Source organism: Mycobacterium asiaticum (genome assembly GCF_001673635.1).
Lineage (GTDB): Bacteria > Actinomycetota > Actinomycetes > Mycobacteriales > Mycobacteriaceae > Mycobacterium > Mycobacterium asiaticum_C.
Map to the genome: position 1 here is coordinate 62,697 of NZ_LZMH01000051.1, position 22,943 is coordinate 85,639.

At 68.1% G+C, this 22,943-nt stretch carries 18 protein-coding genes and 1 pseudogene; 8 read left to right on the plus strand and 11 right to left on the minus strand.

The window, feature by feature from the left end; genetic code table 11:
• Positions 1-4 precede the first annotated feature (4 nt).
• Together A5645_RS14545 and A5645_RS14550 are read left to right on the plus strand one after the other, a co-directional pair.
• On the plus strand, positions 5-1,789 hold the full coding sequence (locus A5645_RS14545; RefSeq protein WP_065037356.1) for an acetyl/propionyl/methylcrotonyl-CoA carboxylase subunit alpha: 1,785 nt from the start codon (positions 5-7) through the stop codon (positions 1,787-1,789).
• Between the two features lie 211 nt (positions 1,790-2,000).
• Positions 2,001-2,396 (plus strand): STAS domain-containing protein, encoded by a 396-nt coding sequence (locus A5645_RS14550; RefSeq protein ID WP_231123272.1) that lies wholly within the window; start codon positions 2,001-2,003, stop codon positions 2,394-2,396.
• Here the strand turns inward: A5645_RS14550 and A5645_RS14555 are convergent.
• From A5645_RS14555 to A5645_RS14570, 4 genes are all read right to left on the minus strand, one after another.
• Positions 2,367-3,155, minus strand: coding sequence for an RNA polymerase sigma factor SigF (locus tag A5645_RS14555; RefSeq protein ID WP_065037357.1), 789 nt, complete (start codon positions 3,153-3,155; stop codon positions 2,367-2,369). The genes A5645_RS14550 and A5645_RS14555 overlap by 30 nt on opposite strands.
• A 7-nt stretch (positions 3,156-3,162) precedes the next feature.
• A complete protein-coding gene (locus A5645_RS14560; protein ID WP_065037388.1) occupies positions 3,163-3,600 on the minus strand; it encodes an ATP-binding protein in 438 nt (145 codons plus the stop codon).
• A 412-nt stretch (positions 3,601-4,012) separates the two neighbouring features.
• On the minus strand, positions 4,013-4,324 hold the full coding sequence (gene usfY, locus A5645_RS14565) for a protein UsfY (RefSeq protein ID WP_065037358.1): 312 nt from the start codon (positions 4,322-4,324) through the stop codon (positions 4,013-4,015).
• Positions 4,325-4,424: 100 nt separating this feature from the next.
• Positions 4,425-4,808, minus strand: coding sequence for a hypothetical protein (locus A5645_RS14570; RefSeq protein WP_065130032.1), 384 nt, complete (start codon positions 4,806-4,808; stop codon positions 4,425-4,427).
• Between the two features lie 174 nt (positions 4,809-4,982).
• On the opposite strand from A5645_RS14570, the gene A5645_RS14575 reads away from it, so the two are divergent.
• The 3 genes from A5645_RS14575 to nei2 are packed head-to-tail and all read left to right on the plus strand — an operon-like array spanning position 4,983 to position 11,025.
• The gene (locus tag A5645_RS14575) at positions 4,983-5,660 is read left to right on the plus strand and encodes a TetR/AcrR family transcriptional regulator (RefSeq protein WP_065037360.1); all 678 of its coding nucleotides are present in this window, start codon (positions 4,983-4,985) and stop codon (positions 5,658-5,660) included.
• Between the two features lie 41 nt (positions 5,661-5,701).
• A complete protein-coding gene (locus A5645_RS14580) occupies positions 5,702-10,255 on the plus strand; it encodes an ATP-dependent helicase (RefSeq protein ID WP_065130034.1) in 4,554 nt (1,517 codons plus the stop codon).
• Between the two features lie 2 nt (positions 10,256-10,257).
• Entirely contained in the window at positions 10,258-11,025 is a 768-nt protein-coding gene (nei2, locus tag A5645_RS14585) for an endonuclease VIII Nei2 (protein WP_065130036.1), read from the plus strand.
• A gap of 7 nt (positions 11,026-11,032) precedes the next feature.
• On the opposite strand, the gene A5645_RS14590 is transcribed toward nei2, so the two are convergent.
• From A5645_RS14590 to pstS, 3 genes are all read right to left on the minus strand, one after another.
• The gene (locus tag A5645_RS14590; protein ID WP_065037363.1) at positions 11,033-11,950 is read right to left on the minus strand and encodes an extracellular catalytic domain type 1 short-chain-length polyhydroxyalkanoate depolymerase; all 918 of its coding nucleotides are present in this window, start codon (positions 11,948-11,950) and stop codon (positions 11,033-11,035) included.
• 27 nt (positions 11,951-11,977) lie between these two features.
• The gene (locus tag A5645_RS14595) at positions 11,978-13,138 is read right to left on the minus strand and encodes a PPE family protein (RefSeq protein ID WP_065130038.1); all 1,161 of its coding nucleotides are present in this window, start codon (positions 13,136-13,138) and stop codon (positions 11,978-11,980) included.
• A 118-nt stretch (positions 13,139-13,256) separates the two neighbouring features.
• Positions 13,257-14,375: a phosphate ABC transporter substrate-binding protein PstS gene (gene pstS / locus A5645_RS14600; protein WP_065037365.1), complete on the minus strand. Its 1,119-nt coding sequence runs from the start codon at positions 14,373-14,375 to the stop codon at positions 13,257-13,259.
• 307 nt (positions 14,376-14,682) lie between these two features.
• Between pstS and A5645_RS14605 the strand changes: the two genes are divergently transcribed.
• Positions 14,683-14,946 carry a DUF732 domain-containing protein gene (locus A5645_RS14605; protein WP_231123273.1) on the plus strand — a complete coding sequence of 88 codons (264 nt, stop codon included), beginning with the start codon at positions 14,683-14,685 and terminating at the stop codon, positions 14,944-14,946.
• A 79-nt stretch (positions 14,947-15,025) separates the two neighbouring features.
• Positions 15,026-15,238 (plus strand): hypothetical protein, encoded by a 213-nt coding sequence (locus tag A5645_RS14610; protein WP_065037367.1) that lies wholly within the window; start codon positions 15,026-15,028, stop codon positions 15,236-15,238.
• Here A5645_RS14610 and A5645_RS14615 read toward each other — a convergent pair.
• From A5645_RS14615 to A5645_RS14630, 4 genes and pseudogenes are all read right to left on the minus strand, one after another.
• Entirely contained in the window at positions 15,235-18,138 is a 2,904-nt protein-coding gene (locus A5645_RS14615) for an arylsulfatase (RefSeq protein ID WP_065037368.1), read from the minus strand. The genes A5645_RS14610 and A5645_RS14615 overlap by 4 nt on opposite strands.
• Positions 18,135-19,001, minus strand: a complete 867-nt coding sequence (locus tag A5645_RS14620; RefSeq protein WP_065130040.1) for a pseudouridine synthase — start codon at positions 18,999-19,001, stop codon at positions 18,135-18,137. The genes A5645_RS14615 and A5645_RS14620 overlap by 4 nt, the downstream gene beginning before the upstream one ends.
• Positions 18,998-20,737, minus strand: coding sequence for a glycerol-3-phosphate dehydrogenase/oxidase (locus tag A5645_RS14625; protein ID WP_065037370.1), 1,740 nt, complete (start codon positions 20,735-20,737; stop codon positions 18,998-19,000). The genes A5645_RS14620 and A5645_RS14625 overlap by 4 nt, the downstream gene beginning before the upstream one ends.
• An 18-nt stretch (positions 20,738-20,755) precedes the next feature.
• Positions 20,756-22,248, minus strand: a pseudogene (locus A5645_RS14630) (NAD(P)H-quinone dehydrogenase); the annotation flags it as partial.
• Positions 22,249-22,416: 168 nt separating this feature from the next.
• Here A5645_RS14630 and A5645_RS14635 point away from each other — a divergent pair.
• The gene (locus A5645_RS14635; protein ID WP_065037372.1) at positions 22,417-22,896 is read left to right on the plus strand and encodes a gamma-glutamylcyclotransferase family protein; all 480 of its coding nucleotides are present in this window, start codon (positions 22,417-22,419) and stop codon (positions 22,894-22,896) included.
• Positions 22,897-22,943: the final 47 nt, after the last annotated feature.

Genomic DNA, 22,943 nt, shown 5'->3' on the forward strand with positions numbered 1-22,943 from the left:
CGCAGTGCCCAACTCGAGGATCTCGAAGGTTCTCGTCGCTAATCGCGGCGAGATTGCAGTCCGGGTGATCCGGGCGGCACGGGACGCAGGCCTGGCCAGCGTGGCCGTGTATGCCGAACCGGACGCCGAGGCACCTCATGTGCGGCTCGCCGACGAGGCGTTCGCCCTTGGCGGCCAGACCTCGGCCGAGTCCTACCTGGACTTCGCGAAGCTGCTCGACGCGGCAGCCAAGTCCGGCGCCAACGCCATCCACCCCGGCTACGGCTTCCTCTCCGAGAACGCCGATTTCGCGCAGGCCGTGCTCGACGCCGGACTGATCTGGATCGGGCCCAGCCCGCAGTCGATCCGCGACCTGGGCGACAAGGTCACCGCCCGCCACATCGCCGCCCGTGCACAGGCCCCGCTGGTGCCCGGCACCCCCGAACCGGTCAAGGACGCCGACGAGGTCGTCGCGTTCGCCAAGGAGTACGGCGTGCCGATCGCGATCAAGGCGGCGTTCGGTGGCGGCGGTCGCGGCATGAAGGTGGCCCGCTCGATCGAGGAGATCCCTGAGCTGTTCGAGTCGGCGACCCGTGAGGCCGTTGCCGCGTTCGGCCGTGGCGAGTGCTTCGTCGAGCGCTACCTGGACAAGCCGCGGCACGTCGAAGCCCAGGTGATCGCCGACCAGCACGGCAACGTGGTCGTCGCCGGCACCCGCGACTGCTCGCTGCAGCGCCGCTTCCAGAAGCTCGTCGAGGAGGCGCCCGCACCGTTCCTGACCGACGCCCAGCGCAAGGAAATCCACGAGTCGGCCAAGCGGATCTGCAAGGAGGCGCATTACTACGGCGCCGGCACCGTCGAATACCTGGTCGGCCAGGACGGGCTCATCTCGTTCCTCGAGGTCAACACCCGGTTGCAGGTGGAGCACCCCGTCACCGAGGAGACGGCCGGCATCGACCTGGTGCTGCAGCAGTTCAAGATCGCCAACGGTGACAAGCTCGACATCACCGAGGACCCGACGCCGCGCGGGCACGCCATCGAGTTCCGCATCAACGGCGAGGACGCCGGCCGCGGCTTCCTGCCCGCCCCCGGTCCGGTGACCAAGTTTGACCCGCCCAGCGGCCCGGGGGTGCGGCTGGACTCCGGCGTAGAAACCGGCTCGGTGATCGGCGGGCAGTTCGACTCGATGCTGGCCAAGCTGATCGTCTACGGCGCCGACCGCACCGAGGCGCTCGCTCGGGCACGCCGCGCGCTGGACGAGTTCCAGGTCGAGGGCCTGGCCACCGTCATCCCGTTCCACCGTGCCGTGGTGTCGGACCCGGCGTTCATCGGTGACGACGACGGCTTCACCGTGCACACCCGTTGGATCGAGACGGAGTGGAACAACACCATCGAGCCATTCACCGGTGGCGAGCCCATCGACGAAGACGAGTCCCGGCCTCGCCAGACCGTGGTCGTGGAGGTCAACGGCCGACGGCTCGAGGTCTCGCTGCCCGGCGACCTGGCACTGTCCACCGGTGCGCCCGACGCGGTCGGGGTGGTGCGGCGCAAGCCCAAGCCGCGCAAGCGCGGTGCGCATTCGGGAGCGACCGCGTCCGGCGACGCGGTGACGGCTCCGATGCAGGGCACCGTCGTGAAAGTCGCTGTTGAGGAAGGCCAGCAGGTTTCCGCCGGCGACCTAATAGTGGTTCTCGAGGCGATGAAGATGGAGAACCCGGTCACCGCGCACAAGGACGGCACCATCACCGGCCTGGCCGTCGAGCCCGGCGCCGCCATCACCCAGGGCACGGTGCTCGCCGAAATCAAGTGACGCTGAACTCAAACCTGGCGCCCCCAGCCCACCGAGGGTAGGGTTCGTGACAGGTTGAGTTCACAGCCACCTGGAAATTACGTCCTGTACGTGCGTCAGGGTCGCGGGTGAATTCCCTCCGCAGATCTTTCCGGATCGCCATTCAAACACGGCTTCTCGCACACTCGATGTGATCCACAGCTCGAACGTTCGTCGACTGATGGGATTCACAATGTCTGTGACACAGCCATGGGCCAAAGCCCCACCCCCGGAATTCAAAGCCCGCTGGGCAGCTTCAAACGGTGTCGTCGCCGCCGAAGGTGAACTGGACGCCGCCAACGCCGACCAATTCGCTGAGTACGTCGCCCGCTGTATCAAGGATCAGCGCTGGCTGACCCTGGACCTGGCCGGTGTGACCTTCATCGGTACAGCAGGATTTTCGGCACTGCACCGGATCAACGTCGCCTGCTCGGCAGCCGATGTGCGCTGGGCGATGCGGCCCAGCCGCGCCGTCGCGCGACTGCTGCGCCTCTGCGACCCGGACGGCGTGCTGCCGGTCGCGGAATCGGCAACGGCGCCCGATCCCGACGAAGCTATTTCACTCCAGCTGGTCCCGGAGTCGGGCTAGCGATTTCGCCAGCAGCCGGGACACGTGCATCTGTGAGATGCCCACCCGCTCTGCGATCTGCGTCTGGGTCATCGACTCGAAGAACCTGAGCACCAACACCATTCGCTCACGTTCCGGCAGCGCCTCGAGCAACGGACGCAGTGCCTCCCGGTTCTCGATCCGGTCCAGTCCCGCGTCCACGTCACCGAGGGTGTCGGCGATGGCGCGGGCGTCGTCGTCCTCGTTGCCTCCGCCGCTGTCGATCGACAGGGTGTTGTAGGAGCTGCCGGCGACCAGGCCCTCGACCACTTCGGCCCGGTCCATACCCAACTCCGCGGCGAGTTCGGTGGCGGTGGGCGCCCGGCCCAACCGCTGCGACAACTCTGCTGTTGCGGTCCCCAGCCGCAGGTGCAGCTCCTTGAGCCGCCGCGGAACCTTGACCGACCAGCTGTTGTCGCGGAAGTGGCGCCGGACCTCACCCATGATGGTCGGCACCGCGAAAGAAACGAAGTCCGAACCGGTTTCGACGTCGAACCGGACGACGGCATTCACCAATCCCACCCGCGCGACCTGGATGAGGTCGTCGCGTGGCTCACCGCGGCCCTCGAATCGGCGCGCGATGTGATCGGCGAGCGGCAGGCACCGTTCGACGATCTTGTCTTGGTGCCGCTGAAATTCCGGCGAACCGGCAGGAAAAGCTGTCAGCTCGCGGAACATCTCCGGGACATCGGCGTATTCATTAGGTCGCGTGTTGGAACCGCCGGCAGTTTGCTCAGTCAACTGGCCGTCACTTACTGGGGGCCGCCCGTCGCGCCGTCAACGAGATGCCGAAGACGCTTCCCGTTGCATCAGGCTGGCGACCGTCGTGGAAGGTCTGGACGTCATCGGCCAGGGAGGTCAGGACATGCCAACTGAAGCTGCCCGGCGCCACGACGTCGTGTGTGTCGCAGGCGGCGGAGGCCTCGACCACGAGCTCGTCCTCTCGCGGGTCGACCACCAGGGTCAGTTTGGCGCCGGGGGTCGCCGAGCGGATCAAGCGCGTGCACACCTCGTCGACGGCCAGCCGCAGATCCGCAACGGCGTCGAAGTCCAAGTCTTCGAAGGTGCCGATGGCACCGACCAGGGTGCGCAGCATCGCCAGGTTCTCCAGGCGTGCAGCGACAGTCAATTCGACGGCGCGGTAACCGCGTTGGCGCCCGTCACTGCGCTGATCCGCATCGGTCATGTGGCCTCCCGGCAATATTCGACCGACGCTGCCCCTGGCCAGGGTCCGGTCTGCGGAGCCGGCTTGCGGTCCGCTCTGGACCACGGGGTCGAGCCGGTTGGTCATGATCGCCACCGGGTATTCAACCAGTTGTCGGCGGGACAGACGTAACCGACACAGCCCGAGCGGGCCGCATCGCGTCCCTCGCCGCTGTCGGTGGGGTTCTTTCGGTCGTGTTTCTCGTGGTTGCGGTAAGTGTCTATGTGGTTGCTGTCATGCTTGCGTCCCCCATGATGGGGTAACCACGCTGACGAAAGACTGCCGGTACTCATCATGGTGTACAACTGATTCCCGTCGCCGGAGAGCGCAAAACCCAGAATCGCTCACATTTCCGGCGGACACGCGGCTGTCGCAGCGGGGTTGCCGGGTCCCCTCAGCTGGCGAGTCGTTGCCGCCGCACTTCGGGGTGCTCGGCGTACCAACGGTCGGCGATCCGCCGGATCCGGCGGTGTTCGATGGCCAGCCACACCAGGCCGCAGACGGTGAGGACGACCGCGACCATGCCGGCCGTCATCCCCTCGGAGTAGTGGCCGCTGCCGAAGGCGGCGAGGGACGCCACGCCACCGATCACCCCGGCCACGACCAAGAGGTAGCCGGGCCAGTGCAGGACGTCGATAAGCGATTCGCCGGCAAGTGGCCGCGTCGTCCGCAAATGGTCGACGGGGTCACGAAAAGTGTCCCCCATGGCTCCTCCTGTGGTTTCTCTACGCCGTCTGCCATTACCAGGCATTACCACCAACGGTAGAACTCCGGGCACCACTTAGGGAGAGCCAGATCACATTTATTTAGAGGGCGAGGACCGGGCCAGAAACCGGCGCGACACCGAGGGAAAGCGTCAGCGCCATCAGCGTCAGCAAGAACCAGCCGACGCCATGCCAGGCCCACCAGACGCCGTGGTCGCGCCATACCCGGTAGGTCCGCAAGAACGCCCAGATCCCAGCGGCCAGCAGAATCAACGGCCCGATCACAGCCAGCGTGGCGCGCTCCGGCACGCCGCACGCGACGGTGTCGACGCTCACCCCCGGGCAGGTGCTCACCCACAACGCGGCCAAGACCAGAAATCCCACCCCGGCGGCGGCGGCGAGCACGGCGAACCGGACCGCGGCATGCACTTCGCTGTCCGCCTGCCCCAGGCGATCCCCACGCAATCCTTCATGCGCCTTTTGCATCGGAGCACCTCAATAGTTCCTGCGCCCAACAACTAGAAGGTTGCAATACCCGCTGATCAGGCACGACAAACGCGTGCGTCGCAGCTCACAGTCGCGGGCGGCGCAGCCACCGAGCGCGAGCAGATTGCTCCGTTGTACCGAAGCGCTTATTACCCGTAGGTACTATCTCTGCTTATGGCGACAGCCAGGAGGCGGTTATCCCCCGAGGATCGACGCGCTGAACTCCTCGCACTGGGGGCGGAAGTCTTCGGCAAGCGACCCTACGACGAGGTGCGGATCGACGAGATCGCCGAGCGCGCCGGGGTGTCGCGTGCGTTGATGTACCACTATTTCCCGGACAAGCGCGCGTTCTTCGCCGCCGTCGTCAAGGACGAGGCCGACCGGCTGTACGCCGCGACCAACACCCAGCCGTCGCCGGGCATGACGATGTTCGAGGAGATCCGGACCGGCGTACTGGCCTACATGGCCTACCACGAACAGAACCCGGAAGCGGCGTGGGCGGCCTACGTCGGGCTCGGCCGGTCTGACCCGGTCCTGCTCGGCATCGACGACGAAGCCAAGAACCGTCAGATGGAACACGTGATGACCCGCATCGGCGAGGTCGTGGGGGGGATCCCCGGGCAGGCCGCGCTGGAGCCGGAAGTGGAGCGCGACCTGCGGGTGATCCTGCACGGCTGGCTGGCTTTCACCTTCGAAATCTGCCGTCAACGGATCATGGACCAGAGCCTGGAAGCCGACCGGCTCGCCGACGCGTGCGCGCACACGCTGCTCGACGCGATAGCCCGGGTGCCGGAGATCCCGCCGCAGCTGGCCGAGGCGATGGCGACCGCCCGTTTCAAGCCGCAGGTTTGAGGAGAAACCTTGTTGTCAGTGCCTCTTGGCACGATGGCTAGGTGAGCACTTCCCCGCCCAAAGCCCTGTCGCGATTCAGCGCGATCACCCGCGACTGGTTCGCCAGCACCTTCGCCGCGCCGACGTCCGCGCAGGACGCCGCGTGGGCGGCCATCGCGAACGGCGACAACACGCTGGTCATCGCGCCCACCGGTTCGGGTAAGACACTGGCCGCGTTCTTGTGGGCGCTCGACAGCCTGGCCAGCGCACCCGACCGGCCGGCCGGCACCCGGGTGCTCTACGTCTCGCCGCTCAAGGCGCTCGCGGTGGACGTCGAGCGGAACCTGCGCACGCCGCTGACCGGGCTGACCCGGCTCGCCGAGGCCCGCGGTCTGGCTCCACCCGCCATCAGCGTGGGCGTCCGGTCCGGCGACACCCCACCAGCCGAGCGCCGCCAGCTCATCACCCGGCCGCCGGGCGTGTTGATCACCACTCCCGAGTCGCTGTTCTTGATGCTGACCTCTGCCGCGCGCGAAACCCTGGCCGGCGTGCAAACCGTCATCGTGGACGAGATCCACGCCATCGCCGCCACCAAGCGCGGTGCGCATCTGGCGCTGTCGCTGGAACGCTTGGATGAGTTGCGCGACGGGCGCCCGGCGCAGCGCATCGGACTGTCGGCGACGGTACGTCCCGCCGAGGAGCTGGCCCGGTTCCTTTCCGGCCAGTCGCCAACCACAATCGTCGCGCCACCGTCGGCCAAGACGGTCGAGCTGTCCGTCCAGGTGCCGGTGCCGGACATGGCCAACCTCGCCAACAACTCCATCTGGCCGGACGTCGAGGCGCGGCTCGTCGACCTGATCGAGTCGCACAACTCCACGATCGTGTTCGCCAACTCACGGCGGCTGGCCGAGCGATTGACGGCGCGGCTCAACGAGATTCACGCCGAACGCTCCGGCGTCGAACTGCCGACCGGCGGCAACGCCGAGGTCGCCGGTGGGGCGCCGGCGTACGTGATGGCCAGTGGGCAGAGCTTCGGTGCGCCGACCCTGCTGGCCCGCGCCCACCACGGGTCGGTCAGCAAGGAACAGCGCGCCATCGTCGAAGAAGATCTCAAGAGCGGCCAGCTCAAGGCCGTGGTCGCCACGTCCAGCCTCGAGCTCGGTATCGACATGGGCGCGGTCGATCTGGTGATCCAAGTTGAGGCGCCGCCGTCGGTGGCCAGCGGGTTGCAGCGGATCGGCCGGGCCGGCCATCAGGTCGGCGAAGTGTCGCGCGGGGTGCTGTTTCCCAAGCACCGAACCGATCTGCTGGGCTGCGCGGTCAGCGTGCAGCGAATGCTGACCGGCCAGATCGAGACCATGAAGGTGCCGGCGAATCCGCTCGACATTTTGGCTCAGCACACCGTGGCCGCGTCCGCCCTCGAGCCGATTGACGCAGACCGCTGGTTCGACACCGTGCGTCGCAGCGCGCCGTTCGCGACGCTGCCCCGCAGCGTGTTCGAGGCCACCCTGGATCTGCTGTCGGGTAAGTACCCGTCGACAGAGTTCGCCGAGCTGCGGCCCCGGCTGGTCTATGACCGCGACAACGGCACGCTGACCGCCCGTCCCGGCGCCCAGCGGCTGGCCGTCACCTCCGGGGGCGCCATCCCCGACCGGGGGTTGTTCACCGTCTACCTCGCCACCGATTCCGAGAAACCTTCGCGGGTCGGCGAACTGGACGAGGAGATGGTCTACGAATCCCGCCCGGGTGACGTCATCTCGCTGGGCGCCACCAGTTGGCGCATCGTCGAGATCACCCACGACCGGGTGCTGGTGATCCCCGCCCCAGGTCAGCCGGCGCGGCTGCCGTTCTGGCGCGGCGACGACGTTGGCCGGCCGGCCGAACTCGGCGCCGCCCTGGGCGCGCTCACCGGCGAGTTGGCATCGATGGACCGGGACGCGTTCGGCAAGCGTTGCGCCGGTTGGGGTTTCGACGAGTACGCGACGGACAATCTGTGGACGCTGCTGGACGAGCAGCGCGACGCCACCCGGGTGGTGCCCACCGATACCACGCTGCTGGTCGAGCGGTTCCGCGACGAGCTGGGTGACTGGCGAGTCATCCTGCACTCGCCGTATGGCCTGCAGGTGCACGGACCGCTCGCCCTGGCGGTCGGCCGGCGGCTCCGCGAACGCTACGGACTCGACGAGAAGCCGACCGCCTCCGATGACGGCATCGTGGTGCGGCTGCCCGACACCGGATTCTCCACCGGTGAGGACAGTCCCCCGGGCGCCGAACTGTTCGTCTTCGACCCCGACGAGATCGACCCGATCGTCACCGCGGAGGTCGGCGAGTCGGCCCTGTTCGCGTCGCGCTTCCGGGAGTCGGCGGCCCGCGCGCTGCTACTGCCCCGCCGCCATCCCGGCAAGCGGTCACCACTGTGGCATCAGCGGCAGCGCGCCGCCCAGCTGCTGGAGGTCGCGCGCAAATATCCCGACTTCCCGATCGTGCTGGAAACGATCCGTGAATGTCTGCAGGACGTCTACGACGTCCCCACCCTGACCCGCCTGATGGCGCAGATCGCCCAGCGCAAGGTACGGGTCGCCGAAGCCGAGACCGCCCGGCCGTCCCCATTCGCGGCGTCACTGCTCTTCGGCTACGTCGGGGCGTTCATGTACGAGGGCGACGTCCCGCTGGCCGAGCGCCGTGCCGCGGCCCTCTCCCTGGACAGCACGTTGCTGGCCGAGCTGCTCGGCCGCGTCGAGCTGCGCGAACTGCTCGACCCAGACGTCATCGCCGGCACCGGGCGCCAATTGCAGCACCTCTCGGAAGACCGGGCGGCCCGCGACGCCGAGGGCGTCGCGGACCTGCTGCGGTTGCTGGGCCCGCTGACCGAGGAGGAGGTGGCCGCCCGGACGACCGCCGCGGATGTGGGCGGCTGGCTGGAAGGCTTGCGCGCCGCCCGCCGGGCTCTGACCGTGTCGTTCGCCGGGCGCAGCTGGTGGGTGGCTGTCGAGGACATCGGCCGGCTGCGCGACGGCGTGGGGGCGGCGGTGCCGGTCGGGCTGCCGATCGCGTTCACCGAAGCGGTGGCCGATCCCCTGGGCGAGCTGCTGGGTCGCTATGCGCGCACGCACACGCCGTTCACCACCGCCGAGGCGGCCGCCCGATTCGGTTTGGGGTTGCGGGTGACCGCAGATGTGCTGGGCCGGTTGGCGAGTGACGGGCGACTGGTGCGCGGTGAGTTTGTCGCCACCTCGGCCGGCGCCGGGTCCGAGCAGTGGTGCGACGCCGACGTGCTGCGGATTCTGCGGCGACGCTCCCTGGCGGCGCTGCGGGCCCAGGTCGAACCGGTCAGCACGGCGGCCTACGGACGGTTCCTGCCGGCCTGGCATCAGCTGGGGGACGCCTCCCGCGCCTCCGGCCTGGACGGTTTGGCCTCGGTGATCGACCAGCTCGCCGGCGTCCGGATCCCGGCCTCGGCGCTCGAGCCCCTGATACTCGGCCCCCGCGTGCGCGACTACTCCCCCGCCATGCTCGACGAGTTGCTCGCCACCGGGGAGGTCACCTGGTCGGGCGCCGGGTCGATCTCGGGCAGCGACGGCTGGATCGCGTTCCACCACGCGGACTCCGTCACCATGACGCTGGCCCCGCCCGCCGAGATCGACTTCACCGATGCACACCGGTCGATCCTGGACAGCCTGTCCGGAGGCGGCGCGTACTTCTTCCGTCAACTCGCCCAGGGAGGGCACGCCGAGTCCGAGCTCAAAGCCGCGCTGTGGGAGCTTGTTTGGGCAGGCTGGATCACCGGGGACACGTTCGCACCGGTGCGCGCGCTGCTCGGCGGTGGGCCCGGCGCCCGTAAGCGTTCGGCGCCGGCGCACCGCACCCACCGCCCGCCGCGGTTGAGCCGCTACAGCGTTGCGCATGCGCAAGCGCGCGCCTCGGACCCGACGGTCGCGGGCCGGTGGTCGGCGTTGCCGGCGGCCGAGCCGGACTCGACCCTGCGCGCCCACTTCCAGGCCGAGTTGCTGCTGAACCGGCACGGCGTGCTGACCAAGGGCGCGGTCGCGGCCGAGGGGGTGCCCGGCGGTTTCGCCACGCTGTACAAGGTGCTCAGCGCGTTCGAGGATGCCGGCCGATGCCAGCGCGGGTACTTCGTCGAGTCGCTGGGCGGGGCGCAGTTCGCGGTCGCCTCCACCGTCGACCGGCTGCGCAGCTATCTCGACGGTGTCGACCCGCAGCGTCCGGATTATCACGCGGTGGTGCTGGCTGCCGCTGACCCGGCCAACCCGTATGGCGCGGCGCTGGCCTGGCCCACCGCTCAGGCCGAGGGCGCCAACGTCGGCGCCCGGCCGGGCCGCAAGGCCGGGGCACTGGTGGTGTTGGTGGACGGCGAGTTGGCTTGGTTCCTGGAGCGCGGCGGGCGCTCGATGCTGACGTTCACCGAGGACGCCGAAGCCAGTCGCGCGGCGGCCGTCGCGCTGGCCGATCTGGTCACCGCACGCCGGGTGGCCTCGATCCTGGTCGAACGGGTTGACGGCGTGTCCGTGCTGCAGCCCGGTGGCCCCGACACCGTGGTGACGGCGCTGGTGGACGCCGGGTTCGCCCGCACCCCCCGCGGATTGCGGCTGCGGTAGGCATGCCCGAAGGCGACACCGTATGGCACACCGCGGCCACGCTGCGCGAGCACCTGGTCGGGCGCACACTGACGCGCTGCGACGTCCGGGTGCCTCGCTATGCCACAGTCGATCTCACCGGGCACCCGGTGGACGAGGTGCTCAGCAGAGGCAAGCATCTGTTCATCCGCGTCGGCTGGGCCAGCATTCATTCGCACCTGAAGATGGACGGCAGTTGGCGCGTCGGTGATCACCGGGTCCGGATTGACCATCGGGCCCGAATCATTCTGGAAGCCGGTGACATTCGCGCGGTCGGGGTCGACTTGGGAGTACTCGAGATCCTCGACCGCGAGGACGACGTCACCGCCGTCGCCTACCTCGGGCCGGACCTGTTGGGTCCGGACTGGGATCCTAAGCTGGCGGCGGCCAACCTGACCGCCGATCCGGATCGCCCCATCTCCGAGGCGCTGCTCGACCAGCGCGTCATGGCCGGGGTCGGCAACGTCTTCGCCAACGAACTGTGCTTTGTCAGCGGGCATCTGCCCACCGCGCCGGTAAGCGATATCACCGACCCGGTGCGGCTGGTCAGCCGGGCCCGGGACATGTTGTGGGCCAACCGGATGCGCTGGAATCGCTGTACCACCGGCGATACCCGGGCCGGCCGGCAGGTGTGGGTCTACGGGCGGGCCGGGCAGCGTTGCCGGCGGTGCGGGACGCCCATCGCCCACCGGGAACCGCCGGGCGGGACCACCGAACGGGTTCAGTACTGGTGCCCGGTCTGCCAGCGCTGAGGCCGCATCAGTCCCGGCCGTGGCTCAAAAAGAACTCGGCGATGACTTCCGAGCCGTCGAATGCGCGGGTGGTCGACCCGATCACCGCTTTGGGCAGGTACTGCTTGCCGCCGGGCCAGGTGTGCCCGCCCTTGTCGATCCGGTAGTGCACGACTTCGGTGTTGTCGGCGCACGGACGGGAGTCGAAACGGCGCACGACGGTGCCATCGCCGACGTTGGGCAGCTCCTGGGACGACGGCTCTCCCTGGCAGCGGTCCACGGCCCGCCAGCGGTCGAGCATGCTATTCACCGAGATGGAGTGGCTGATGCCGCCGCGGCCGCGGACGGCGCCGCCGTTGTACGGGACCACCGAGTCACCCGTGCCGTGTGCGTCGAGGACCGACACCGGGCGCGACGGGTTGCACGGCACGCCGATGCCCAGCGTGCCCGACACCGGAGCGATCGCGGCGAAAAGCTCGGCGTGATCGCACGCCAGACGATTGGACATGAAGCCGCCGTTGGACATTCCGGTCGCGAAGACGTGTCCGGCCGGGACGTTGTAGTCGCTGCGCAGCTTGTTCACCAGCGACACCAGGAACCCCACGTCGTCGAGATGCTTGCGGTCGGCCGGTGCCGCCCCGCGCCCGTCGGCCCAGCTCTTGTCATAGCCGTCGGGATAGACCACCAGGAAGCCATTGGCGTCGGCGATGGAGTCGAAGTTAGACAGCCCGCGCTGCCCGGCGCCGGTGCCTCCACCCCCGTGCAGGTTGAGCACCAGCCCCACGGGCGGCCCGGGCGGCAGGTGCACCAAGTAGGTGCGGTTCAGGCCGCCGTAGGGCAGCATCCCCGCCTGGTCGCGGGCGCGCGCAGCCTGGACTTGGCGTTCGTTGCACCCGACCAGCAGGACGACGAGCACAGCCAGCGACAGCAATCGCAACCACGGCATGACGTCAAAAGTACCGATCGACCGCGCTCACCCCGCCGAGGGCGGGCGTGGCATGAAGGTGCCCTTGAGCTCCAAGCCCATCGCCAGGTCCTCGTACTTCTGTTCCTTGCGCTTGCGCCAGCCGCTGCCAGCCGCGATCGGCGGCGCCATCAGCGGCGGGAGCATCGGGAAGCCGGACCCGGCGTCGCCGGCGGGAAGCGGCGACACCGCGGACGCGAGCTGCACCGGCATGTGCGCGGCGGTCAGCACTCCCGTCGCCGCGGGTGGCGCCGACAGGCTGCCCATCGAGACCGCGACGCCCATCGCCGCCGTCGGCGCCTCGACCGCGCCGAGTGCTCCGGCGGCGCTGGACAGGCTGGTGGCCGCGGAGCCCAGCGCGGATTCCCCTTCCGATAGGCCCTCGGCGATGTCGGGGGCGACGGATTGCAGCGCTTGGGCGGAGCTGCTCTGCGCCATGTAACTGAGCAGGTTGATCGGGAAGCCCGATGAGACGAACTGGTTGGCATAGGTGTTGGCCAACCCGAACCATCCCTGGTTCGGGTCGAAAGTGACACCGATCGCCTGCAGGACCGAGTCGAACGGAGAAACCGGGGGCGGGACCGCGTCCGCCGGCGCCACCGCCGCGGCGGCGCCCACCGCGTTGGCCTGTGCCGCTGTGGCGGCGGGATCAGCGATCGATGGCGGCGAAACGAACTGCGGCAGGGCGGTGGCCTGCGCCGAAGCGGCCTCGTAGCGGTACATCGCCGCCGCGTTGTTCGCCCACATCCGCTCGTACTGCGCTTCTGTTGCGGCGATCGCCGTCAGATTCCGGCCGAGTCCATTGGTGGCTAGCAGCTGGGCCAACTGCGTCCGGTTCGCCGCGACCTCCGCGGGCCGCACCACGGCTGCGACGGTGGAGCCGTATGCCGCCACCGCGGCCTGCACCGAAGAGGCCAGCTGGTGGCACTGCTGGGCGGTGGCGCGCATCCAGGTGAGGTAGGGCACGGCGGCGTCGATCATGGCCAGGGTCGAGGGGCCGTGCCAATCGCTGGCCAGTGCCGAGAGCACGGCGGTGTAGGCGCCGGCCGTCTCTTCCAGATCGGTGCCCAGCCGCTGCCACGCGCCCGAAGCCTCGATCAACGATTCCGCGCCGGGTCCGGCGTGAATCAGCGCCGAGGTGACGTCGGGGGGCAGTGCTGTGAACTCCATAGCATCTTTATATGACGTGACGGGGAAAATTTTGGAAACATTGCGCTGACCAGGTTGGGAAAAACCCTGGAACATTGCGGGTCGGCTGGGCCCGGATGGGCTGCCCCGAAACCTTAGCTCAGGTGACGGCGTTCACCGCGGTCGTCAGTCGTGACTTAAAATCAGCCGGAACGGGAATGTATCCGTTCTCGATCAGGCCGTTCTGACCGTCGCCGATCGCGCTCTGCAGAAAAGCCTTCACCGCCCTACCCACCTGCGCGTCCGGATATTTCGAGCAGACGATTTCATACGTCGCAAGCACGATCGGATAGGCGCCCGGCTGGTTCGGGCGATAGAACGAAATCGTGTCGAAGGCGAGGTCGTTGCCCGGCCTGATGAACCAAGCCGCACCGATCGTCTTGCCCACCGTGCCAGGGTCGATGCCTACCGGTTCCGGACCTGCGGAAGTGACGACCTTGGCGATATTCAGCCGGTGCGCCAGAGCAAACGACCATTCGACGTAGGTGACCGACCCTTCCGCCCCCTCGACGGCCGCGGCCGCGCCCTCACTGCCGGCAACACCTTCGCCGACCGCGCCGTTGAATGTCCGCCCGGCGCCGCGGCCCCAGGCTCCGCCCGAGGCGGTGTCGAGATACCGCTGGAAGTTCTCCGAAGTCCCGGACTGGTCACTGCGGAAGATGACCCGAATTGGCTTCGCGGGCAAGCTCAGGCCTTGGTTCAGCGCTTGAATTGCGGGGTCATTCCAGTCGGTGATGGCGCCGTTGAAAATCTTGGCTGCCGTAGGCCCGTCGAGGTTCAGCGAGTCCACCCCCGTGACGTTGTAGGCAATGGCGATGGGCCCGAACACGATCGGCAGATTCCACACCGGTGACCCGCACCGCTGCTGGGCCCTGCCGTATTCGTCCCTGCTCAGCGGCGCGTCGGAACCCCCGAAATCGGTTAGCCCGGTCAAGAATTCATCGATTCCCGCACCGGAGCCGTTGGCCGTGTAATTCAGTGAGCGACCGGGACAGGCTTGTTCGAAGGCGCGGGCGAAACGGGTTATCGCGTTAGCCTGTGCGGTCGAACCGCTGGCCCTAAGGGTTGCGTTGCTGCCGCAGTCGGCGTTCAGCGTCGAGGCAGGGGTTGTGCTACCGCCCTGAGCGGGGTTGCCGCCATTAGCGCATGCCGACACTGTCGACGAACCGACAACGATTGCGATGAGCGGGGCCGCGAATCGGCTGAGCTTTGGATTCACGAGGCATGGTAACAAGTTTCGCGCACGACGATTTGTTCTCGCCCGGAGCAGCCGCCATCTGGACGCGATCATTTCGTCCGCAGTTTCTTTCCGGTTCACGGTCCGGACAGCCGGTGCGGTCACCGTCACGGAAAACAGGGATGTCACTCGTCGACGATCGTTACGTGCGATGATCGCAATGTAAGCAACGTGTTACGTCAGGCGTGAGGAGGCTTCAACGATGGCCGTCAGCCACCGGCGTTCGCCCATCCTCCTGCGATCGTTCGTAGCCGCTCCGGCCGTCGCCGCGGCCCTCACTCTGACAGGAATGGTGACGGACTCGGCCGCCCACGCCGACGGGATCGACAGTCAATTCCTCGGTGCCCTGCAGGCGCACAACATCAACTTCGGGACGCCGCAAGCGGCGATCCTGGCGGCTCATCAGGTTTGCGACGAGCTGGACAACGGTAGGCAAAAGGCCGAGGTCGCCAACGAGGTGACGAGCAGCAGTAACCTCGACGGCTACCACGCCGGATATTTCGTCGGAGTGAGCATCGCCGCGTACTGCCCGCGGCATCACTCGACGAACTAGCCAACATTTACTGAGTCGTAACGATCGGGCGTCGTTCACCCACATACACTTTCGATACGCAACTCACGGGTGGTAATGGGTGATCAGAAAAGTGTTGTCCGCGGTGGCGATCGCGGTCGCCGCCGCGACGGCGACCGCGAATCCGGCCGGCGCCGATCCGAGTGTGTATGGCGGCCTCAGCTGCGGCTGCGAAGGCGGCGAAACCATGTTCCCGAGCCGGGGCACCATGCGTGAGCAAATCGATACCGGGATCGAGAACGGTTTGACCGACCTGCTGGGTGACGACAGCTAGTTCGCCGCTCCGCGGCCCACCGCCTGCACCGAGGCGTGCTCGTGCAACGCCTGCTCCGCCTCGGGCGGCACGGGTTTGAGGTCGATGACGACCTTGCGCACGGTGCCGCTGAACGGGTACGGCGCCCTGTCCTCGTACTCCCGGTCGACGACGAGGCCGTTGTCGCGTCCGACGTCCAGTCCCGCGTAGGACGTGAAAGCCAGGCTGACCGTCTGGGGCAGCTCCCCTTCGCCGATACGACGGTCATTGGCCCACAACGTCACTCGGCCACCGGAGCCGACGACGGGCCGCTCGGTTTCGAACAGCATCCGCACGGTGACCGCGCCGGTGGGGATGGGTTCGGTGGACACCTGTCGATAGGTTTCGATGCCGAGGTAGGAGTAGGTGTGGTGCAGCAGGCCCGCCTCGTCCACCCACAACGCGAACCCGCCCATGAAGTCGGCATTGGCGACGATCACGCCCTGCGCGCCGTCCTCGGGCACGAGCAGGTGCGCTTCGATCGCGTACGACCGCCCGAAGACGCGGGGCACCATGCCGCGCTGGATGTTCTGTATCCCGCCCTGGAAGGTGACCTGCGTGGTGGGCGGCAGCGGCGGCAGGTCACCGAACATCACTGCCAGCCCGCCCAGCAGCGGCAGCACCCGGTTGCGTTCGGCCTCTTCCCACCACAGCTCCTGCAGCTCGGCGAGCTTCTCGGGGTGCTTGGCAGCAAGATTGTTGGCCTGCGAGAAGTCGCGCGGCAGGTAGTAGAGCTCCCACACGTCCTGGTCGGGGTCGTAGGTGCCGGGCGCGAACCGCGCCATGGTCTCCGGCGAGAGGTCCCACGGCGCCTTATCCAGCCGAGCGCAGGCCCACCAGCCGTCCTTGTACAGCGCGCGGCTGCCGAAGTTCTCGAAGTACTGCAGCGTGTGACGCTCCTCGGCCTTGGCGTCGGCGAAGGTGTGCAAGAAGCTGATTCCGTCCATCGGTTCCTGATCGAACCCGTCGACACTGACCGGTTCTGGTAGGCCGATGGCCTCCAGCACGGTGGGCGCGATGTCGATGCAGTGTGCGAACTGGCTGCGGATCCCACTGCCGGCCGGGATGCGGCTGGGCCAGGCCACCACCATCGGGTCACGGGTGCCGCCGAGGTGACTGGCCATCTGTTTGCCCCACTGGAACGGGGTGTTGTTGGCGTGCGCCCAGCCGCTGGCGAAATGGGGTGCGGTGAATTCGTCGCCGAGCGCCTCGATACCGCCGTACTGCTCGATGAGCTCCAGTTGCCGGTCGGCGTCCAGGTCCAATCCGTTGAGGAAGGTCATCTCGTTGAACGAGCCGGTGTTGGTGCCCTCCATGCTGGCACCGTTGTCTCCCCAGATGTAGAACACCAGGGTGTTGTCCGACTCGCCAAGGTCGTCGATCGCGTCCAGCAGCCGGCCCACGTTCCAGTCGGCGTTCTCCGAGAACCCGGCAAACACCTCCATCTGACGGGCATAAAGCTTGCGCTGACTTTCCGAGAGGCTGTCCCACGCCGGGAACAGTTCCGGGCGTTCGGTGAGCTCGGCCTCCGGCGGGATGATCCCTAGCTGCTTCTGACGCTCAAATGTCTTCTGCCGGTACACATCCCAGCCCTCGTCGAACTGCCCCTTGTACTTGTCGGCCCACTCCTTGAACACGTGGTGCGGTGCGTGGGTGGCACCGGTCGAGTAGTACAACATCCAGGGCTTGGTGGCGTTCTGCGCACGCACGGTGTGCAGCCATTCGACGGCCTTGTCGGTGAGGTCGTCGGGGAAGAAGTAGGGGCGGCCATCGTCGCCCTGCGGAATGCCGATGACCGTGTTGTCCTGGCTGATGATCGGGTCGTATTGGCCCGCGGCCCCCGACGGGAAGCCCCAGAAGTGGTCGAATCCCCAGCCGATCGGCCAGTTGTCGAACGGCCCCGCCGCGCCCTGGACGTTGTCCGGAGTCAGGTGCCATTTGCCGAAAGCGCCTGTCACATAACCGTTGTCGCGCAGGATCCGGGGCAGCGCGGCGCAACTGCGCGGCTTGACCGTCGAGTAGCCAGGGTACGGGCCAGGAAACTCGCACACCGATCCGAAGCCGACACGGTGATGGTTGCGGCCGGTCAGCAGCGCCGCGCGGGTAGGCGAGCAGACCGCGGTGACGTGAAAGCGGTTGTAGGCCAGGCCGGTCTCGGCCACCCGGGACAGGGTCGGGGTGTGGATGCCGCCACCGAAGGTGTCCGGACCGCCGAAGCCCGCGTCGTCGATGAGCACGATCAGCACGTTGGGCGCGCCCGCCGGCGCGGCGGCACCGGGCACGATCGTCCAGTCACCGACCGACTCGGCTACGGTGCGCCCGATGGTGCCACCGAAGTTGCCGGGCGGTATCGGCAGCCTGGTGCGGTCCGGGTTGAACTTGCCCATCGCCTGTTGCAGCGCGGACCCGAGCGCCCGCAGCGACGAACGGCTGAGTTCGGCAACGGATTTCATCGGCGAACCGGCCAGGGTTTGTTCCACCGGCAGGCGCCCCCGCGCAGGCGTGACGGCGATGATCAGGGCGCTGCCCGCGGCCAGCGCTTGGCCGATCTTGTCGGCCAGCCCGCTCTTGATCCGATGGTGGGCGAACGTGCCGGCCAGCGCACCGGCCGCGGCGCCCACCGCCGTCGACGCCAGCAGCGCCGGCGAGAAGAGCCCGACGGCCAGCCCCGCGCCCGCACCGAGCGCCGCGCCCCGGCGACCGAGCTTGTTCCCGGTGTCCAGCACCACGTCGTTGCCATCGGCGTCCTTGCCCACCAGCACCGCGCCCTGCAGCGGCAGCGTGTCGGCGTTGGCCCGCCCGGTCAGGTTCTCGAAGTCACCGCGGGCAGCGTCGAGATCCTGGTATCCGGCGACGATTACCAGCGCATTCTCTTCACTCATAGCGACCCTTCCTCTCGTCGGCTGATGAACTCGCGGCGTGACCCCGTGATTGGGTCGTCGAACTCGATGCCCTGCGCCAGTAGTTGCAGCGGCGTGCTGAAGTCGTCGTCCGGTACGGGAACGATGTTGGGGTACAACGAGTCTCCCAGTATCGGCACCCCGAGCCCCGCCATGTGCAGCCGCAGCTGGTGGGTACGGCCGGTACGCGGGGTCAGCCGGTACAAGCCGTCCGGCGAGATCAGCTCGATGAGCGTCTCGGCGTTCGGCTCACCCGGCACCACCACGGCCTGTAACTGCCCGCGGCGCTTGACGATTCGGTTAGACACCAGTTGCGGCAGTACCAGTTGCGGGTCGACCGTCGCGCGGGCCAGATACGTCTTGCGCACCTCGCCGCGCGCGAAAAGTGTTTGGTACCTGCCCCTTAACTCGCGCCGGGTGGTGAACAGCAGCACCCCGGCGGTCAGCCGGTCCAACCGGTGTGCCGGGCTGAGTTCCGGTAGATCCAGTTCACGGCGCAGGCGCACCAGCGCGGTCTGCGCCACGTGGCGGCCCCGGGGCATGGTGGCCAAGAAGTGCGGTTTATCGACGACGACGATGTCGTCGTCGCGGTGCAGCACCTCGATTCCGAACGGCACCGGCACCTCTTGCGGCAGGTCCCGGTAGAGATACACGCTCGCCCCGGCGGGCAGCACCGTCGTGTCGTCGACCGCCACACCGTCGGCGTCGACGACTTCTCCGGCAATGACTTTCGCCCGCGCCGCGGCGCCGAACCGGGTGGTCAGCTCGGTCAGCACCGTGCCGCCGTGCAGCCGGACGCGCGCCGGCCCCAGTCCGTCGCGAACCGGAAGCGGCGCGGGCCTCAATTGAGCGGTACCGGCTCGAGGATCTCGGCCCGCGCCTCGGGTGCGCTGGCGCGCAGCTCGTCGGCGGACACGTCGTCGGGCTGGGCCTGGGAGAGGACTTCCGCCTCCACCCGCGCCTTGTAGTTGGCGACCTCGCGGTCCACGTCGGCTGAACTCCAGCCCAGCACCGGGGCTACCAGCTCGGCCACCTCGCGCGCGCAGTCGACGCCGCGGTGCGAGTACTCGATCGAGATCCGCATGCGCCGCGCCAGGATGTCCTCGAGGTGCAGCGCCCCCTCCGCGGCGACCGCGTACAGGGCCTCCACCTTCAGATAGCCGGGTGCCTCTTTGATCGGGCCCAGCAGGCTGGGATCCTTCGCCGCCAATGCCAGTACCTCGTCGATCAACGACCCGTAGCGGTCCAGCAGGTGGCGCACCCGGTAGGGGTGCAGGCCCCGCATCGCGCCGACATTCTCGGTCTGGTTGATCAGGGCGAAGTAGCCGTCGGCGCCCATCAGGGGAACCTTCTGGGTGATCGACGGCGCCACCCGGGCCGGGATGAACTCGGCCGCCGCGTCCACCGCGTCCGCCGCCATCACCCGGTAGGTGGTGTATTTGCCGCCGGCGATGGCGACCAGACCGGCCGCCGGCACCGCGACCGCATGCTCGCGGGACAGCTTGGAGGTCTCCTCGCTCTCCCCGGCCAGCAACGGGCGCAACCCGGCGTACACCCCATCGATATCGGCATGCGTGAGCGGGGTCGCGAGCACGGTGTTGACGGTGCCCAGGATGTAGTCGATGTCCGCCTTGGTCGCCGCCGGATGGGCGAGGTCGAGGTTCCAGTCGGTGTCGGTGGTGCCGATGATCCAGTGGCTACCCCACGGGATGACGAACATGACCGACTTCTCGGTGCGCAGGATGATCGCGACGTCGCTGACGATGCGGTCGCGGGGAACCACCACGTGCACGCCCTTGGAGGCGCGCACCTTGAAGCGGCCGCGCTGCTTGGACAGCGCCTGGATCTCGTCGGTCCACACGCCGGTCGCGTTGATCACCACGTGACCGCGGACCTCGGTGATCTCGCCGTCCTCGGAGTCGCGCACCCGTACGCCGGTGACCCGGTCCCCCTCCCGCAGCAACGCCACCACCTGCGTGGAGGAGCGCACCACCGCGCCGTAATGGGCCGCGGTCCGCGCGACCGTCATGGTGTGTCGGGCGTCGTCGACGACGGTGTCGTAGTACCGGATACCGCCGATCAGCGAGCTGCGCTTGAGTCCCGGACTCAACCGCAACGCCCCCGCCCTGGTCATGTGCTTCTGCGCCGGGACCGACTTCGCGCCACCCAGGCTGTCGTAGAGGAAGATGCCCGCGGCGATATACGGGCGCTCCCACACGCGCTTTGTCAGCGGAAACAGGAACGGCATCGGTTTGACCAGATGGGGCGCCAGCGTGGTCAGCGACAGCTCGCGTTCGTAGAGGGCCTCGCGCACCAGGCCGAACTCGAGTTGTTCCAGGTAGCGCAGGCCGCCGTGGAACATCTTGGACGAGCGACTCGATGTGCCGGAGGCGAAGTCGCGCGCTTCGACCAGCGCGACCTTAAGTCCGCGGGTGGCCGCATCCAGGGCGCAGCCGGAGCCCACCACACCGCCGCCGATGACGACTACGTCGAACTGTTCGGTACCGAGCCGCTGCCAGGCCGCCGCGCGCTGCTCAGGTCCCAGCGAAGCGGCAGGCTCGTTCTCGATCGGGTTGCTCACGACAACAGGCTCCTGTCGGTTACTCGTCGGTAAGCGGTGCTCAGGCAAGGTTAGTTGCTTCGCGGTCCGAGAGTCGGCCTTCGCTGTTTGAATTCGGCCTAATCCAGATCGTCATGCGCCATCAGGCGCCGGGCGGCCTCGGTGATCGACCCGGACAGCGACGGGTAGACCGCGAGCGTCTGGGCCAACTCGTTGACCGTGATGCGGTTGGTCACAGCCACCGCGATCGGCAGGATCAGCTCGGAGGCGATCGGCGCGACCACCACGCCGCCGATCACCACGCCGGTGGACTTGCGGCAGAAGATCTTGACGAAACCCTGCCGCAGCCCGGACATTTTGGCGCGGGCATTGGTGTGCAGCGGCAACATGATGGTGCGCGCGCTGAACGATCCGTCGTCGATGGCCGACTGCGGAACGCCGACGGCGGCGATCTCCGGCCGGGTGAACACCGTCGCGGCGACGGTGCGCAGCCGGATCGGGCTGACTCCTTCGCCCAAGGCGTGATACATCGCGATGCGACCCTGCATCGCGGCCACCGAGGCCAGCAGCAACAGGCCGGTGCAGTCGCCCGCCGCGTAAATGCCCGGCACTGAAGTCCGCGACACCCGGTCCACCTTCAGGTAGTCGCCAGGAGCGAGCTCGATGCCCACGCGTTCCAGGCCGAGGCCGCTGGTGTTGGGCACCGAGCCGATGGTCATCAGGGCGTGGCTGCCTTCGACGGTGCGCCCGTCGGTCATGGTCACCAGGACGCCGGCGTCGGTGCGCTTGACCGATTCGGCGCGGGCATTCTTGAACAGCTGCACGCCGCGTTCGGCGAACGATTCCTCCAGGACCGCGGCCGCGTCGGCGTCCTCGTAGGGCAGCACCCGGTCCCGGCTGGCGGCCACACTGACCTGCACGCCCAGCTCGGTGTAGGCGTGGACGAACTCGGCGCCGGTGACGCCCGAGCCCACCACGATCAGGTGTTCCGGCAATTCTTTGAGGTCGTAGAGCTGGCGCCAGGTCAGGATCCGCTCGCCGTCGGGCTGGGCCGAGGGCAGCACCCGCGGACTGGCACCCGTGGCGATCAGCACGAAGTCGGCGTCGTACTCGGTGACGGTGCCGTCCGCGGCGGTTGCCTTGATGCGGTGCCCTGCGAGGCCGGGAACCGGATCGATCAGCTCGCCGCGCCCGGCGACCAGTTGGACGCCCACATCGCGCAGCTGGGTCGCGATGTCGTCGGACTGTTCGGCGGCCAGGCGCCGGACCCGGGTATGGATCTGCGCCAGATCGATTTTCGCGTCGTCGATGTCGATGTCGAAGCCCAGCCGTGGCGCGCGGCGCAGTTCGGTGCGCAGCCAGGTCGAGGCGATGAACGTCTTGGACGGCACGCAGTCGTCGGTGACCGCCGCTCCGCCGATGCCGTGGGAGTCGATCACGGTGACTTGGACGTCGGGGCGGGCGTTGGCGGCCACCAGGGCGGCTTCGTACCCGGCTGGGCCACCGCCGAGGATCACGATGCTAGTCACCACTTGAACCTAGCGTTGCGACGATGCGGCCGCCGGGCGGCCGAGAAGGAGCCGCGCCATCAAACCCAGCGTTGCGACGATGCGGCCAGCGGTCGAGCAGCGGGGAATTCACGTCGGCGGGCGCAGCCTGGAACGTGCAGGGAGCCCCACCGCGCCGTCTAAGCTTTCCCCGTGCCGCTTTACGCCGCGTACGGATCGAATATGCATCCCGAGCAGATGCTCATGCGCGCACCGCACTCGCCGATGGCCGGAACTGGCTGGTTGCCGGGGTGGCGGCTGACGTTCGGCGGCGAGGACATCGGCTGGGAAGGCGCGCTGGCGACAGTGGTCGAGGACCCCGATTCGCGGGTGTTCGTCGTGCTCTACGACATGACCCCAGCCGACGAGATGAACCTGGACCGCTGGGAAGGCTCCGAGTTCGGCGTGCACAAGAAGATCCGGTGCCGGGTGGAGCGTGAAACGTCGGACACCGACATTGATCCCGTGCTGGCGTGGCTGTATGTGCTGGATGCGTGGGAGGGTGGACTGCCGTCGGCGCGGTATCTGGGAGTAATGGCTGACGCCGCCGAAATCGCCGGAGCGCCGGCGGAATATGTGCACGATCTGCGCACCCGGCCCGCCCGCAATATCGGCCCGGGAACCAGCGGTTAGGTCTCTTCCCGCGTAGGTCTCGCATCCGGCCGCCGCTGGCCATTCCT

Coding starts and splice junctions, on each gene's coding strand:
- A5645_RS14590 (WP_065037363.1), bottom strand. CDS start 11,950: ATGCCGTGGTTGCGATTGCTGTCGCTGGCTGTGCTCGTCGTCCTGCTG.
- usfY (WP_065037358.1), bottom strand. CDS start 4,324: ATGGGGGACACTTTTCGTGACCCCGTCGACCATTTGCGGACGACGCGG.
- A5645_RS14615 (WP_065037368.1), bottom strand. CDS start 18,138: ATGAGTGAAGAGAATGCGCTGGTAATCGTCGCCGGATACCAGGATCTC.
- A5645_RS14570 (WP_065130032.1), bottom strand. CDS start 4,808: ATGCAAAAGGCGCATGAAGGATTGCGTGGGGATCGCCTGGGGCAGGCG.
- nei2 (WP_065130036.1), top strand. CDS start 10,258: ATGCCCGAAGGCGACACCGTATGGCACACCGCGGCCACGCTGCGCGAG.
- A5645_RS14550 (WP_231123272.1), top strand. CDS start 2,001: ATGTCTGTGACACAGCCATGGGCCAAAGCCCCACCCCCGGAATTCAAA.
- A5645_RS14605 (WP_231123273.1), top strand. CDS start 14,683: ATGGTGACGGACTCGGCCGCCCACGCCGACGGGATCGACAGTCAATTC.
- A5645_RS14595 (WP_065130038.1), bottom strand. CDS start 13,138: ATGGAGTTCACAGCACTGCCCCCCGACGTCACCTCGGCGCTGATTCAC.
- A5645_RS14575 (WP_065037360.1), top strand. CDS start 4,983: ATGGCGACAGCCAGGAGGCGGTTATCCCCCGAGGATCGACGCGCTGAA.
- A5645_RS14560 (WP_065037388.1), bottom strand. CDS start 3,600: ATGACCGATGCGGATCAGCGCAGTGACGGGCGCCAACGCGGTTACCGC.